We start from the raw sequence: 15,246 nt of genomic DNA on the forward strand, positions 1-15,246 counted from the left end.
GGCGTCGGGTCCAGCGTCCGATGCCGGCCTTCGTCTATGCGCCCACCTCATCGAGCACGCAGCACAGGTATTCGTCATGAACACCCAAGACACCCGCACCTTCAGCTTCGAGCTGTTTCCGCCGAAGACGCCGGAGGGCATGGAGAAGCTCAAGGGCACCGTGGCCAGGCTCAATGCCGTCGGCCCCGAGTATTTCTCCTGCACCTACGGCGCCGGCGGGTCCACCCGCGAGCGCACCTTCCAGACCGTGGACTGGCTCTGTGCACAGGGCATTGACACCGCCCCGCATCTCGCCTGCATCGGCTCGGATGAGGCCGAGATCCGCGACATCGTCGGCCACTACATCGACCGCGGCATCAAGCGCATCGTGGCGCTGCGCGGCGACATGCCCTCGGGCATGGGCAGCACCGGGCGCAGCGCCTTCCGCTATGCCAACGAGCTGGTGGCCTTCCTGCGCGCGGAGTACGGCGATCGCTTCAAGCTCGAAGTGGCCGCCTATCCGGAGTTCCATCCCCAGGCGCCCAACGCCATGGCGGATCTCGAGAACTTCAAGCGCAAGGTGGACGCCGGCGCCGATGCCGCCATCACCCAGTACTTCTTCAACCCGGATGCCTACTTCGAGTTCGTGGAGCTCTGCGACGAGGCGGGCATCGACATTCCCATCGTCGCCGGCGTCATGCCCATCACCAACTTCACCCAGCTGGCGCGCTTCTCGGACGCCTGTGGTGCGGAGATCCCGCGCTACATCAGAAAGCGCCTGGAGGCCTACGGCGACGACAAGGAGTCCATCCGCGCCTTCGGCCACGAGGTGGTGCTGGACCTCTGCCGCCGCCTGCTGGAGGGCGGCGCGCCCGGCATCCACTTCTACACCATGAACCAGGCCGAGGCGACGCTGAAGCTCTGGCAGGAGCTGGAGCTGCCCAGCGCCCACTGAGACCCCACTGCCACGGCGGCAGAGCGTCAACCGGGCGCGGCCCGCGGGTCGCGCTCCGGCCCAGTCGCGTCCAGCGCTCGCAGTCGCAGGTGGACCCCCAGCACGATCAGCAGGTTGGTCAGGGTCAGCAGGGCTTCGCTCGCACCGTGCAGCGCATCCGCATGCGACAGGCTCGGCAGCCCGAGCCGTCCCGTGGCGAAGCCGGTCGCCGCGACGGCGCCGGCAACGAACACCAGCAGGAACCAGAACCCCGCCACGGTCACCGGCGAGAAGAGCACCGGCTCCCGGCGCTGAAGCACCACCAGAAGCACCAGGAAGGCCAGATAGGCCAGATTCGCCGCCGGCAGCAGCGCCGCCGCTGGCGTCGCCCCGAGCAGCCGGCCCGCCCCCCAGGCGACACCCGCCGCCAGCAGCCCCGCCACCACCCAGACGGCCGCAGCACGACCGCGCAGCAGCAGCCACGATGTCGCCGCCAGCAAGGACAGGCTGCCGAGAAAGGTGAACAACCGCGCGCTGTCCAGCAGCCCATGCAACCGGTCACCGCTCGCGTGGAATGCCAGGATCAAGAGCCCCCCGACGAGGTGCGGCAGCATCGCAGCCGCGAACAGCCGCAGCCCCGGCCGACCGATGCGGATCCCATAGCGGCGGATCAGCAGCAGCGCCGCCAGCCACTCGCTCACCGTCAGCAGGTGGATGATCCAGGTGGGAATCGATAACAGCATGCGCCCAACTCACAACCGGCAGTCTCTGTTGAAGACCTGAAGCGCCGGCGACAGTCACCACAACAAAATCGGTGACAGTTACCATAACGCAGGAGAGGCCCCCGCGGTGCCCTCCCCATCCGGGAGATGGTCGCCGCGTACCACATCTGCTGAAGTCGGCGCAGTTCGGCTGAGCCCCGCAGGACCATGCCGCAGCTCGCAGCCACACCTGCACCGCCCTACTACGCGGTGATCTTCAGCTCCATCCGCAGCGACCAGGACGCGGACGGCTATGCCCGCATGGCCGACGCCATGCTGGACCTCGCAGAACGACAGCCCGGTTTCCTCGGTGTCGAGAGTGCCCGGGAGACCGTCGGCATCACAGTGTCCTACCGGCGGGACGAGGAATCCATTCTGAACTGGAAACGCCACGTACATCATCCCGCGGCACAACGGCTCGGACGCCGGCGCTGGTACAAGGACTATCGGGTCCGGGTGGCCCGGGTGGAGCCCGTCTATGCCTTGGGCGGGAGAGCACATGCAGCTGCGTGACATCGTGCCCTGGGGCCGTTCCTTCGGGGAGTACAGGGCCATGTTCGCCCTCACCGGGGCGGACTTGAGCGGCCGGATACTGGGCTGCGCCGACGGCCCCGCGTCTTTCAATGCAGAGGCCACCGCCCGGGGCGCCGACGTGGTGTCCGTGGACCCCATCTATGCCTTAGCCGCGGAGGACATCGAGCGCCGCATCGCCGCGGTGCGACCAGAGATCGAGGCCGGACTGCACGCGCACCGCGAGCGCTTCGTCTGGACGCACTTCGACGGCGTCGATGAGTTGGTCGCTGCACGCCTCGACAGCATGGCGCGCTTTCTCCTGGACTACCCGGGCCCCGGGGCCTCGCCCAGGTATCGGGCCGCACGCTTACCCGATCTCCCCTTCAGCGACGGGGCGTTTGATCTCGCGCTGGTGTCGCACCTGCTCTTCAGCTACTCCGACCATCTGGATGCGAACGCCCACCGCCGCGCGGCGGCCGAGCTGATGCGTGTGGCGCGGGAGGTGCGCATCTTCCCGCTGGTGGACCTGCAAGCACGGCCGTCACCGCACCTGGAGTTGGTCTGCGCAACCGCGGACGCCGCCGGCCGGCAGCACCGCATCGACCCCGTGGACTATGAATTCCAGCGCGGCGGCAACCGCATGCTCCGGTTGATGCCTCCGGCTTGAGCGCAAGGTCGTCAGCCGGCATCCCCGCCTGCCGCCAAAGACAGGTCCGCCTGGCGACCGCCACGGCCTGAGCAACGCCGCCGCGCAAGCAGCAGCAGCCCGCCCAGCAGCCCGTTCAGCAGCAGGGGCAGCGTCGCCGGCGCGGCGGCGGGTGCCGGAAACGCCTGGTCGAAGCTGACATTGAAAGCCACCAGCGTGTTGAGCGACAGCGGATCGCCGTCATCTGCGATCATCAGGAGGGGACGGCTCAGGCCATGCCAGGGCCCGAAGGCCAGACCCTCCAGGTTGTCGAAGATCAGCCCCTCGGTGGACAGGTCCAGCACCAAGTCCTTGGTGGCGGCCGTGACCAGCCCGCTCTCGAAATCCGCGGCGATGGCGTCAACCCCGGTTACATTGGTGGCCCCGCTCAGGTCCACCGCGAAGAGCCGCACGCTGAAGCCCGGAATGAATCCCCCGAAAAGCGTGGGGGCCCGTTCCAGCGCGAGCAGCGTCTGCGGCCCCGTCGCCAGCATGGCCACCAGACCGTTCTGGGTGCCGATGTCATCCAGCACATAGGCGTATTGTCCAACCTCGGTGCCCGTGCCGAGGTCGTATTCGATGAGCCGCGTCAGCGCGCTGCTGCCGCCGGTGAGCTCGTCCTGACTCAGACCCTCTTCGGCGCCGGTGAACAAGGCGCTGCCGTCCGGCGCGACCGCCACGCCCTCGAAGCCGCGATTGTGGCGAATGCCGTCGGGTGCGATGGGCGCGAAGGGGGCGGGCAGCGGCAGTTCCCCGGCGATGCTGCCGGTGGCGGGGTCCAGGCGGCCGACAAAGGGCTCATAACCGCCGCCGTTGGCATCGTTGGCGTTGCCATTGCCCTCGGTGCTCACCCACCAGCTGCCGTCGGCGCCGATGTGGATGCCCTCCGGGTCATCAGCGGAGCCGGAGAGCGCGAGCGGAAGCTCCGCGGTGACCGACGCATCGCCGGCGTCCAAGGCACCGTCAGCCAGATCGACGCGCAAGCCGAAGGCGCGGCCCTCGTCCGAGAGCAGCACCCATTGCCCGGTGGCGGGGTCGTAGGCCAGGTCCGACAGCCCGCCGATACCGGTTGCGCCGCCCGCGGTCTCGGGCAGGGTGACAGACCCCAGGTAGTCGATGGCCGTGACGGACGCCGCCCGCACATCACCGACCATCATCACCGCCGTCAAGAACAAGGTCCCGAGCCAAGGCAGGGGCGCCGAGGCGCGGCTCAGGGTACGCATGATGGGCATCTCAGGACTCTCCGGCTCAGGCTTGTCAGCGGATTCTAACCCGCGATCCCGGCCCCGGCCCGCGCAGCCGGCAACTCACAAGCGCGACGACAGAGCCGGCGCACTCAATGCCCGCCCCGACGACGACGCCCACGACGAAGATCTCTGCATTTCTGGCCTGGAATCCGCACCGCGTGCGCCCACCTCCTGTCAAGACACCATGCAACGCGGAGTCCGGCATGCCCCACCTCGACTACACGGCCGTCACCAGCGGCGGTCGCGCCTTCGACATGCGCTTTCCGCTGCATCCCGAGACCACCTCCCGGGACCAGGTCGCCGCGATGCTCACGCACACACTGGCGAGTATCAACGACACGGTGGCCGGCGGCGCGGCAGCAGCCGGCAGTGCGGTCAGCGACGGCGACATCCTGCAGGCGCTCGCCATGGCCATGGCCGTGCGGGCGCGGATGATCGAGGCGCCGCCGGCCACGTCGCTGCGGCTCATGCACGAGCTCGTGGACACGGCCTATGCCGCCGCCCTGCAGGCACAGGACTACAGCGCCGGCCGCTCCTGACACCGGCACAGCCCAGCGGAGAGCCATCATGCCCCACGAGCCCCGACAGCCCCGGCGCAGACAACTACTGTTCGCCGCAGCGGGACTGACAACCGGCCTGGCGCCGGCCCTGGGCCTGCCTGCGGCCCGCACGCCGACGCCCGTCCAGAGCCGCGGCCCCTTCTATCCGGACCGTCTGCCCCTGGACCGCGATAACGACCTCACCAGACGCATGCCGAAAGGCAATGCTGCCGACGGGGTTGCGCGCGGTGAGATCACCGACCTCGCCGGCCGGGTGCTGACCACGGAGGGCGCGCCGCTCGAGGGCGCTTTGGTGGAGATCTGGCAGTGCGATGCCAACGGGCGCTACCTGCACACGGGGGACCGGGGCGGCGCCCCGCGGGACCCGGGCTTCCAGGGCTACGGCCGCACGCGCACGGACAGCGACGGCGGCTATCGCTTCCGCACCATCAAGCCCGTGCCTTACCCCGGCCGTGCGCCGCACATCCATATCGCCGTGACCGCGGCCGATGGCCGGCAGTTCGTGACCCAGGTCTATGTCGAGGGTGCGCCGGAGAACCCGGGCGACTTTCTGCGGCGCCGTCTGCCGCCGGCGGAGCGCGCGGCGGTGACCGTGCCCTTTCACCCGGCGGCGGACGCCCCGGGCCTGCTTGCGGCGCACTTCGACATCGTCCTCGGCTGACGGCATTCTCAGCGACTTGCGTCGCTGAAAATGGCGGGGGCTCCCGCCCCGCACGGGAAACGCCGATGCATCGACCTTTCCCTATGGCATCGCGGGCTGCGGCTGGCTCTCGCCCGCGCCGAGCTCTTCCATGATGGTCACGGTGACGAGACCAAAATCATCCGCTGCGGTGATTTCCACGTCGAGCGACGATTCCACCATATCGCCCTGACCTGCGAGGGCATCCGCAACACTCATCAGAACCTCATCGACCTCCGTCTCCGGGAGGGTCACGGTGATCACGTTCATTGCGTCCCGGCTGGTGCCGACGGTGGTCATGTCCATCTCAAGATGCGGCGTTCCTTCCAGATTCACCGAAATCGCGTCGTAAATCTCGTCGCTGACGACACCCTCCGCGGCGTGATGAGCGGCGAGCGGGCCGGCCATGCACAATGCAACGACGCCGACCGCGACCAGGGGTGCTTTTCTCATTGACTTCCTCCTTCCGGAAAGGGCCGGGCGCATCGCAGCCGCACGATGGCCATTGTGTCGACGCCCGGCAGGTTGAAACCCGGCGTCCTGGACACCCGCGCAACTGATCCGATCCGAATGGATCGGCTGCGGTCAACGGACACGGCCCCCCTTGCCCGAAGCGAGGTACAGAACTTCAAAAACCATTCAAAATATAGACCTTTGAACAGACCCGTCCGGCCCGTTCATCCCGTCAGGTGTTCGCTGGTCGGTCGATAAGTCGAACTTGGATACACTCTGTATGCAATCCCGAATCTCTCTGAACCTTGCAGGCATGGCGCAAAAAATCCGAAAGCGCAGTCAATCAATTCATTATTCAGTAACTTATTGAGCGGAATGACCTTTGGCAGCGCGCCGCAGATCCCGCTGGCGGCGCTAATGGCGTGTGTACTCACCACAGGTGAAGCACCAGCCCGATCACCATCCCACCCATGAGTGCTTCACTGAACAAAAGCACGGCAGTGCCTTACGTTGGCATCAGCGGACGCTGTGCGGAACCAGCGCTGAGATGCGGCAATTCGTTCCTTGCTGTGGGGCGCATCAGGGCGCTCCGGCGCGCGGTGGCGTCGCGGGCATCGTGCGGGCGAAGACCAGCGGATGGACACCTGGAAGAACGACGCCTCCCAGATCACGGCCCGGAGAAAAGCCGCATGATCATCGGGATACAGGCCCCGATCGAGGCAGAACGGGCAGGGCTCGACGCTGCCGGCTGCAGCGGCAAGGGTCCGGACGCGGCCCGCCCGAACCGGCCGCGACGGCGCCTGAGCTTCCGCTGACGCCCCGGTTTCACCTGGCTCCGAGGGCCTCCTGTCACGATCTCAGGCCTTGGGCATAAACTGCTGAGCACGGACAGAGAAAGGGACAGGCGGCGAACGGAGCCGGCAGGGAGTCCGCAGACGTGAATCGAGCAGGCATGTGCCCAATTTCGTAACATCGACGCAGCAGTCACGCACGAGCCGACCGGGACCGGGAACCTTGGACCAAGACGCCTTCCGCGACACCTACAACGCCGTCAACGAGCGCCGCTGCCCGTACGAGAAGTCCATCCTCACGGGCAACTGCGACTGCGCCCGGGCCAAGCGCTTCTGCATCGCCGAGCGCGAGGGGGTGCGCTGCGCCACCGACGACGCCCAGGCGCGCTGCCTCGCGTTTCTGGAGCATGTGCGCCTCCAGGCGCGCTTTGCGCTCAGGACCACCGACGGGCACTCGGCGCTGCCGCATGCCAAGGCCATGCGCGTCCAGGTGGGCGGCCTGCGCGGCGTGCGCGCGGCCCTTGCCGGTGATGAGCCCGTGGACGCATCGAGTCCGATCGAGGACGTCGACGGCCTGCTGCACGCGGCGGTGGACCGCTTCGGCACGCTCGACGCGTTTCCCTACGCCCTGATCATCCAGCAAATCGCCGCCTACAAGGGCCGGCAGTCCTTCCGCGAGCGGCGGCGTCAGCGCAAACAGGCCGATGATCCCGATGACGAGCCGGCCTGAGCGGAATCAGGCTGACAGGCCAGCGCCTCCCCGCACCCAGGACCGGGCGCACTCGCCAGACAACCAACCTGACACAGGGAGGCAGTCCGGGCCTGCAAGCGTGCCAAGCCGGGTGCGTGCCACTGCGGATGCCCCATCTGCAGCAGTCACTCGCAAGTTGGAACAACGAGGAAAACGATGCCAGGACCGGTGCCGACGCGGCTGAGGGTCAGCCCGCCCCCTCGTCGCGCAGATAGAGCCAGATGAGTGCGCCGATGAACGCGAACACGACGACGTTGAGCACCGTGTCGATGAGGCTGCCGACGATCATCGGCCCTCCTCCCTTTGCAGGGTCTTCAGGAAGGCCACCGCCAGCAGCGGCAGGATGAACACGAAGGGGATGGCACCGAGCGCGATGATGCTGCGCACGACGCCGGTGTCCCCGGTCAGCATCATCGCGAGTCCGAGCGCCGCCAGGATCACGCCCCAGATGAGCTTGATGCGCACCGGCGGGTTCTCGTTGCCGCCGGTGGAGAACATGGCCAGCACGAAGGCCGCGCTCACGACGCTGGTCACCAGGAACAGGAAGGCCGCGGCGACGGTGAATACGCCGGTGAGCGAGCCCAGCGGCAGCGCGCTCAGCACGAAGAAGGTGGTGTTCTCCGGCTCGTTCAGTGCAGTGTCCACCACTGGCAGGTCGGTGCTCGCCGCCGCGTAGAAGCCGAGGCCGCCGAACACGCCGAACCAGAACAGCGAGAACAGACTCGGCACGAAGACCACGCCGAGCACGAACTCCCGGATGGTCCGTCCGCGGGAGATGCGCGCGACGAACACGCCGACAAAGGGCGCCCAGGCGATCCACCAGACCATGTAGTTGAGCGTCCAGGCGTGGAACCAGTCCGCGAAGGCCTCACCGAAAAACGGGAAGGTCGCGAAGCTCTGCCGCACCAGGCTCGACAGATAGCCGCCCACCGCGTCGACGATACCGTCCATCAGTGCATGCGTCGGCCCCACCAACAGGATGAAGATCATCAGCACGACGGCGATGGCCATGGCGATGTTGGACAACACCGCCATGCCGCGGGACAGATCCATGGTGAGCGGCAGCAGAAAGGCGATACAGAGCACCGCGAACACCGCGAGCTTCAGGGCATCGCCGCCGCCTTCCAGCCCGAGCAGGCTGGCGATGCCGCCCTGCACCTGGAACACACCGATGGCGAGCGAGCCGGCGAGCCCGATGGCGATGGCGTAGATGGCCAGCAGGTCTGCGATCCAGGCCACCGGCCGCACCCAGCCGCCGCGGTGGAAGCTATAGCGAATGGGCGTGCCGATGATGCCGGGCTGGCCCTTGCGGTAGGCATAGTAGGCAATCACGAGCGCGGTGATGCCGTAGATGCACCAGGCGTGCAGCGCCCAATTGAAGTTGGTCACCACCATGGCGTAGCCTGCGGCAGGCCCTTCCGGCAGCTGCTGCCGGATCAGGCTGTAGTGCGTGAGCGGCTCAGCGGCGCCATAGAACAGCAGCCCCACGCCCATACCGGCGGCGAACAGCATGGTGAGCCAGCTGACGGTGGAGAACTCCGGGCGGTCGGTGTCGGCACCCAGGCGGATCGCGCCATAGGGCGAGACGGCGAGCCAGAGTACGAGCACCACGATCAGACTCGCCACCAGCATGATGAACCAGGCGCGACTGCTGAACTGCTGCGCCACACCTTCCTGCGCGAAGGCGGCAAGCCCCGCCGTGTCGAGGACGCCCCACAGGGCAACCAGGGCTGTCATCGCGAGCGCGGTCAGCAGCAGTGGGTTTCTGGGCATTCGACTTCGTTTCCTTGATGCGTTGGGAGGGCCATCCGCACAGTGGGGGGTCAGACCATCGCAGACAGCCGAATTATCTACGAAAATCCCTCCTCAAAAAGGCGGAGGTGACGCCGGATGGGGACGTCCAGCCAAACTCATACTGGTCATACGGGTCACACTGGCCATAGTGGTCATACTGGTTCCCAAGCTCTGCCTGGGAACCGGTCCGGAAGCTCTGCTTCCCTAGGGGGACGCGAAGCAGAGCTTCTTGGCCGCATTCATACTGGTTCCCAAGCTCTGCCTGGGAACCGGTCCGGAAGCTCTGCTTCCTTAAGGGGGAGGCACGAAGCAGAGCTTTTTGGCCGCATTCCCAAGCCGCGCTTGGGAACGAGAGCACCCCCCCGGCCGCACCCGTGACACCGCGCCGCAGACCGGGCAAGTTACTGGGGCCGCGTCGGCACCAGCGCGACCCTGAGCCTCGCCGGCGCCACCGCCGTCGGCGCCGACCGATGCTTGGAGCGGCTCGATCACGGCCGGTTCGAGCTGGTCGGCCTCACCCACAGAGGCGTTGTAGACCACCACCGGAGAAAGGCATGCTCACGCGGCCCGACGGCCGCGCTCAGCCGCTCTGCGCGGCACGGACGTTGCGCAGCTCCTCCAACAGCCGGGCGGCCTTGTCGCGGTCGGCAAAGCCGGCGTGGGCGGTCTGCAGCAGCCGCGTCAGCTGGGCCATGGCCTCGTCGGTGCGCCCGAGGCCCTTCAGGGCCACGGCGATGTGATAGCTGATGCCTGGGTCGCCGGCGGCACGGGTCTGGGCGTCGCGCAGGTATTTGAGCCCTTCGGCGAACTCGCCCCGGCTCACCAGCACCCAGCCCAGGGTATCACCGGTCTCCGCGGCATTGGGCATCAGCTCATGGGCGCGGCGCGCGTAGGGCAGCGCCCGCGGGTCGCCGAGCTCGTTGTAGATCACGGCGAGGTTGTTCAGCAGCATCGGATTGTCCGGTGCCTGCGCCAGCGCCTGCTCGAACAGCGCCAGTGCGCGCTGATGATCCCCCAGCGCGTAGTAACCTTCCGCAAGCGTCTGCGTGACCACACCGTCGCCTGGGTTGGCGTCGTGCCAGGCCTGGAGAAACTCCACCCCGGCGGTCATGCCCTCGCCGTCGCGCTTGGCCTCATAGGCGCGCAGCGCCAGCAGCGGGGACGCAGTCCGATCCAACGCCCGCGAGAAGGCCTCGAAGGCGGCGATATGCTCCCCCCGGGCGCTCAAGACGAGTCCGGTGAGATGGTCGGCATAGGGCCGCTCGGGATAGTCCAGTCGCAGCACCCGCGCCAACTCCAGCGCCTCGTCGGTGCGCCCGTGCTCGATGAGCAGCTCGCCGAAGCGCAGCCGCGCGGGCAGGTAATCCGGCTCCCCCTCCGTGGCCTTCTGCAAGGACCACAGGGCGCCCTCGATGTCGCCCGCGTCACGCTGCAGCAGGGCGACCTTCAGCAGGCGGCGCGCATCGTACCCCGCCAGGCTGGAGCCCCGGCGCAGCACCACCTGCGCCGTCGCCCGGCGCCCGCTGGCGATGTAGGCGCGGCTCAGAGTTGCCAAGAGATCGGCATCGTCCGGGTTGTCGCTGCGCACCTCGACGCTCTCGGCCACGCGCACCGCCTTATCCGGCTCGCGCATGCGCAGCAGCAGCTCCGTCTGGTAGATGGCCACGCGCACCGCGGCCGGGTCGGCTGCAAGCGCGCGCTCCGCAAGCCGCAGCGCCTGCCCGAGATCGCCCTCGGCCTCGTGGGAGCGCGCCAGCAGCATCAGCGCATTGACCTCCTCGGGCTCGGTGTCGAGCACCCGCTGGAGGTGGCCGCGGGCCAGCTCGACATCGCCCGCACGCAGCAGCAGCTCAGCGAGGTTGGTGCGCGCCGGATGAAAGGCCGGGTCGATGGCCAGGGCCAGCTCGAAGGCCCAGCGCGCCGTGTCCATGTCCCCCTTGGCGAAGGCGGCGGCACCCAGCAGATTCACGTAGGACAGATTGTCCGGCACCCGCAGCAACAGTTTGCGCGCACCCGCCAGGGCGGCCTCGTTGTCGCGCTCCTGAAGCAGCATGACGATGAGGGTCGCGCCGGCGTTGCTCAGCTCCGGGCGGGTGTTGAAGACCTGCGAGAGCTCGTCGATGGCGTCGTCCCGGCGGCCGAGGCCGAACTCGTTCACCGCCTGCTGGGTGCGCAGCATGATGTCCCCTTTGCGCTGCTCCTGCGCGGTGCGCAGCAGTTGGGCCGCTTGCAGGTGCTGGCCCGTCTTCATGTACGCCTCGGCGAGCAACGACAGCGCCGGGACATTGCCGGGGGTACGCTCCACCGCCGACTCCAGCAGGCGAATGGCACGCTCCGGCTCGCCCCGCTGCTCCAGTGCGATGCGCGCCAGGAGCACCCGCGGGCCGGTGGCGCCGCCGTCCTCCGCGAGGTAAATGCTGAGATAGTCCTCGGCCTGCTCCCACTGCTTGAGCGTGAAGGCGATGATGCCCGCCAGCAGCAGCGTCGGCCGATGCCCTTCGATCAGCTCGCGCGGGAAGCGGGCGATGAGGTTGGAGCCGGCCTGCAGCGCCTCCTCCGCGGCCTGCTCGTTGCCGAGCTTGGTCTGCACGACCGCCTTCAGGTAGTGGCTGCGGGGGTCGTTGGGATAGATCTCCTGCACCTCGCTCGCCACAGCATCCGCCTCGCTCAGGCGGCCCAGGCGCAGCATCAGGTTCACCCGCCCCGTCTGGGCCGGCAGATACGCGGGCAGCAGCTCCGCCGCCTCGGTCAGGTCCGAGAGCGCGCCGCTGTAGTCACCCATGCTCTCGGCGAGCACCCCCTTGAGGTACCAGGCGCGGGGCGACGTGGGGGCCACCGCCACCGCCTCGCGGGCCAGGGCCATGGCCTTCTCCAGCTCGCCCTGGAGCAGCATGACGTGGACGCGGCCCAGGATGGCCGCCGCCGAGCGCGGATTCAGCTCCCAGGCCTGGGTGAAGGAGCGCTGGGCGTCGAAGTACTGCTCCAGCGCGAGGTGTGCTTCGCCGCGCAGGGCCAGCAGCTCGGCATCCTCTTCCGGTGCCGTACCGACGGGAAAGAGCTCGTCCAGCAACTGCTGGGGCCGGCCCTGCATGAGATAGGCTCGGGCCAGGGAGTTCTGGATGAGCGAGCGATGGGCGCCCAGACCGTCTGCGATGAGGAGCTGCTTCTCCGCCTGCTCGCCCTGCCCCATGTCCAGGTAGATGCGCCCGAGCAGCAGGTGCGCCGGCAGCAGCAGGGGGTCTTCCCTGAGTGAGTTCTTGAGGAAGATGTAAGCGGAGCGCACGTCGCCCTTGTTGTGCGCGATGAGGGCCTTCTCATAGAACTCCGCCGCGGCCTCCGCGCCCTCCGCCTCGCCCAGCAGCGGTTCCTGCTGCTGCGCGCCTGCGCTGCCCGCGAACAGGCTGAGCAGCAGCGTGAGCACAGCCACGCGCAGCCCCCAGCCGCTGCCCGCCGGATGCCGGCCGCGCGGACCGGCGCCGGCCACATTGCCCGCGGAGGCCCCGGGTATCGACGCCGCGCCGTAACCGGCAGCGCAGCAGGGTCGGCTGCGATGGGCGAGCTTGGGCTGCTCCCGGAGGGGCCGGATGGACTCGATCATGATTCCCCGTGAGCCGGATCGGCTCCAAGACGGCGGCCAGCATGTGCGCCGCGTGAACCTGCGACAAGCCGTACACGCGCAGCGCACGATGCGCGCACCGGCTACGGCGATGGATGGCCGGATTATAGGCGAGCCGCGGGCGTGAATGTTCCGACGCGCCGGCAACATGCGTGCTCAGACATCGATCCAGCCGCTGCCTTGATCCTGATCCGCAACGCCCGGCTCCAGATCGCTGCACACCGCACGCACCGCTGCCAAGGCCAGGTCGGGCCGATTGTTCTGTTGGCTCAGGTGCGAGAGCAGCACCCTGCGCAGACCAGGATGCAGAACCCGGTCCAAGAGGACCGCCGCCTGGGCATTGCTGAGATGGCCGAAAGCGCCGCCGACGCGCCGCTGGAGACTCGGCGGATAGGGGCCAAGCCGCAGCAGCTCCGGGTCGTGGTTGGCCTCCAGCATCAGGGCGTCGCATTCGCGCAGGGCATCGCACATGCGCGGCGTCACGGTGCCCGCGTCCGTCAGCACGCCGAAGCGGCGCCCATCGCCCTCGAAGACGAACTGACAGGGCTCGCGCGCATCATGCGGCACCGGAATCGGCCGCAGCGCCAGCGCCCCGATGCGCAGGCGCCGGGCATGGCTCGGAAAGAGCCGCAGACGCGGCAGCGTGTCCGCGCCCGCGCGCTTGGCCGCCCCCTTGCAGGCGGCCTTCCAGGTGCCGGGTGACGCCCAGACTTCCAGCCCATAGCGCGCCGCGAGTCGCGGCACACCGGCCACGTGGTCGCCGTGCTCGTGGGTGACGACGACCGCGCTCAGCTCGCTCGGGTGGACATCCACCGCAGCGAGCCTCTGCTCCAGCTCCCGCAGCGGAAAGCCGCAGTCCAGCAGCACCCTGGTGCCATCGCATTCGATGAGTGTCGCATTGCCCCGGCTGCCGCTGCCGAGCACCGCGAAGCGCATCTGCCCGCCCCAGTGTGCGCCTGCTGGATCGGGCTTGCGCCCGGGAATCTGCGGCCTAACTGCGCCTAGCGCAGCTCGTCCTGAAGCAGGCTCAGGATACGCTCGCCGGTGCCGCTGGTGGTGGGCCGACCGTCGGCGTCGAGCACCCGCACCCGGGTTTCATCCGCGCCGGCATCGAGACGGACCTGATACTGCTCCACGCCGCTGTCCTCGTTGCCGCGCCAGAAGGCCATACGATCGACGATGCCCCGCCTGCGGCCGGCATCCCGACCCGGGTCGTCGTAGCGGACGTAGAAGACACCCTCGCTGCGGTTGCGGTCCGCCACCGCGAAGCCGCTGCGGTCCAGCGCCAGACCCGTCCGGCGCCAGGCCTGACGGTACTCGCCGGGGATCACCAGCTCGGCGTTGTCACCGCTGCCCACCAGGCGCGCGCCGGCACCCGCCGCCGCGGCCGTACCCGCACCCGCGGGCACGGCGCTGCCGCCGCTTGCGAGCATGCGACCGGCGTCTCGATCCGACACACCCAGATAGAGCATCAGCCGGCGCAGCATGATGGCCTCTTTGTCAGGGTCGTTGCCGGCCGGCTCCCAGACCGTGGTCGCGCCCTCGCCGACAGTGTTGCGCACCAGCCGCTCTTCCATGCCGGTGTGGCTGAGGTAGACCTCGGTGGAGTCGCGGGTCGGCCCGGCGTCGATGCGCACGCGGTACTGGTCGCGGGTGGACGTGGAGTAGAGACCGTCCAGCACCTTGCGGACCTGTCGGGTGATGAAGTCCTGGCGGACCTCGGCGCGGTTCTCCAGCCAGTCCGTCCTCATGACGCCGGTAGCCGGGTTCTGCTCCACCAGCAGGATGCCCTGCTGGCGCCAGAAGTCCACCACCTCGGACCACACGGCGTCGGGCGGTGCGTCGATGTCGAGCCAGCGGCGGTCGCCGGAGCGGCGCAGCGACACGCCCTCCACCTCCGGCAGCACGTCACCGCTTTGGGCGATGCGGGTGCGCGCAGCGCGCTCGCCCGCGTAGCTGGAGTAGGTGGCGGTGCCGGTGACGCCGGGGATGTCCAGCGCGTCGTCGAAGGTGGCGCCGGCAAGGTCCGGGGGCAGCTCCAGATTCTCGGATGCCTCGCGCTGCTGCTTGTACTGCAGGGAGCGGTCCGGCAGCACCTGCTCCATGGTGCCGCCGCAGCCGCCGAGCAGCAGCACGGCAGCAACGGCCAGCGATGGAATGATGGGCTTGGTCATGGCTGCTGTAATACTGGGTTGACCCGCTCGGCTGCCGGGAAGCGGCGGCCCGGACGTGGCGGCTGAAGCGCGGCGGCGGAGCGCCCGTTGCTGTCCGGGGCTGCGGCTTTCCGAGGTGTCGCTGCCCGGGGCACGGCTGAGTGGCGTTCGGCTGACTGGGATACGGCTTGAAGGCGCCGGGTGACAGGGGGACGGCGCCCGACATGAGACATCGGCACCAGTTGGGGCAGCAGTTGGGGCAGCAGTTGGGGCAGCCATGGGCTCAGCGCTGGCGGAAGCCTGAGCGGCAGCCACAGATCCTCGCGCAGC

Annotated in this window: 13 protein-coding genes; 6 read left to right on the plus strand and 7 right to left on the minus strand. The window is 68.6% G+C overall.

Features of this window, described 5'->3' with window-relative positions; genetic code table 11:
* Positions 1 to 76: 76 nt before the first annotated feature.
* Complete coding sequence (metF, locus tag QZ607_RS13000; protein WP_295883256.1) at positions 77 to 934, plus strand: methylenetetrahydrofolate reductase [NAD(P)H]; 858 nt, start codon at positions 77 to 79, stop codon at positions 932 to 934.
* Between the two features lie 26 nt (positions 935 to 960).
* Here the strand turns inward: metF and QZ607_RS13005 are convergent, their stop codons facing one another.
* A complete protein-coding gene (locus QZ607_RS13005; protein ID WP_295883259.1) occupies positions 961 to 1,656 on the minus strand; it encodes a DUF2499 domain-containing protein in 696 nt (231 codons plus the stop codon).
* A 186-nt stretch (positions 1,657 to 1,842) separates the two neighbouring features.
* On the opposite strand from QZ607_RS13005, the gene QZ607_RS13010 reads away from it, so the two are divergent.
* On the plus strand, positions 1,843 to 2,187 hold the full coding sequence (locus QZ607_RS13010) for an antibiotic biosynthesis monooxygenase (RefSeq protein ID WP_295883262.1): 345 nt from the start codon (positions 1,843 to 1,845) through the stop codon (positions 2,185 to 2,187).
* Entirely contained in the window at positions 2,174 to 2,854 is a 681-nt protein-coding gene (locus QZ607_RS13015) for a class I SAM-dependent methyltransferase (protein ID WP_295883266.1), read from the plus strand. Before QZ607_RS13010 ends, QZ607_RS13015 begins: the two co-directional genes overlap by 14 nt.
* An 11-nt stretch (positions 2,855 to 2,865) precedes the next feature.
* Here QZ607_RS13015 and QZ607_RS13020 read toward each other — a convergent pair whose 3' ends face one another.
* A complete protein-coding gene (locus QZ607_RS13020; RefSeq protein WP_295883269.1) occupies positions 2,866 to 4,104 on the minus strand; it encodes an esterase-like activity of phytase family protein in 1,239 nt (412 codons plus the stop codon).
* Positions 4,105 to 4,322: 218 nt separating this feature from the next.
* On the opposite strand from QZ607_RS13020, the gene QZ607_RS13025 reads away from it, so the two are divergent.
* Positions 4,323 to 4,658, plus strand: a complete 336-nt coding sequence (locus QZ607_RS13025) for a hypothetical protein (RefSeq protein WP_295883273.1) — start codon at positions 4,323 to 4,325, stop codon at positions 4,656 to 4,658.
* 28 nt (positions 4,659 to 4,686) lie between these two features.
* On the plus strand, positions 4,687 to 5,340 hold the full coding sequence (locus QZ607_RS13030; RefSeq protein ID WP_295883276.1) for a protocatechuate 3,4-dioxygenase: 654 nt from the start codon (positions 4,687 to 4,689) through the stop codon (positions 5,338 to 5,340).
* Positions 5,341 to 5,421: 81 nt separating this feature from the next.
* Here the strand turns inward: QZ607_RS13030 and QZ607_RS13035 are convergent, their stop codons facing one another.
* A complete protein-coding gene (locus QZ607_RS13035; RefSeq protein WP_295883279.1) occupies positions 5,422 to 5,811 on the minus strand; it encodes a hypothetical protein in 390 nt (129 codons plus the stop codon).
* A 1,014-nt stretch (positions 5,812 to 6,825) separates the two neighbouring features.
* Here QZ607_RS13035 and QZ607_RS13040 point away from each other — a divergent pair.
* The gene (locus QZ607_RS13040; RefSeq protein ID WP_295883281.1) at positions 6,826 to 7,332 is read left to right on the plus strand and encodes a hypothetical protein; all 507 of its coding nucleotides are present in this window, start codon (positions 6,826 to 6,828) and stop codon (positions 7,330 to 7,332) included.
* 306 nt (positions 7,333 to 7,638) lie between these two features.
* Here the strand turns inward: QZ607_RS13040 and QZ607_RS13045 are convergent, their stop codons facing one another.
* The 4 genes from QZ607_RS13045 to bamC all read right to left on the minus strand — a co-directional run bounded on the left by QZ607_RS13045 (position 7,639) and on the right by bamC (position 14,937).
* A complete protein-coding gene (locus QZ607_RS13045) occupies positions 7,639 to 9,126 on the minus strand; it encodes a BCCT family transporter (protein ID WP_295883284.1) in 1,488 nt (495 codons plus the stop codon).
* Positions 9,127 to 9,727: 601 nt separating this feature from the next.
* On the minus strand, positions 9,728 to 12,745 hold the full coding sequence (gene prsT / locus QZ607_RS13050) for an XrtA/PEP-CTERM system TPR-repeat protein PrsT (protein WP_295883287.1): 3,018 nt from the start codon (positions 12,743 to 12,745) through the stop codon (positions 9,728 to 9,730).
* Between the two features lie 174 nt (positions 12,746 to 12,919).
* Positions 12,920 to 13,699: an MBL fold metallo-hydrolase gene (locus tag QZ607_RS13055; protein ID WP_295883289.1), complete on the minus strand. Its 780-nt coding sequence runs from the start codon at positions 13,697 to 13,699 to the stop codon at positions 12,920 to 12,922.
* 65 nt (positions 13,700 to 13,764) lie between these two features.
* On the minus strand, positions 13,765 to 14,937 hold the full coding sequence (gene bamC / locus QZ607_RS13060; protein WP_295883292.1) for an outer membrane protein assembly factor BamC: 1,173 nt from the start codon (positions 14,935 to 14,937) through the stop codon (positions 13,765 to 13,767).
* Between the last annotated feature and the right edge of the window lie 309 nt (positions 14,938 to 15,246).

The organism is uncultured Thiohalocapsa sp., assembly GCF_913063425.1.
Classification (GTDB): domain Bacteria; phylum Pseudomonadota; class Gammaproteobacteria; order Chromatiales; family Chromatiaceae; genus Thiohalocapsa.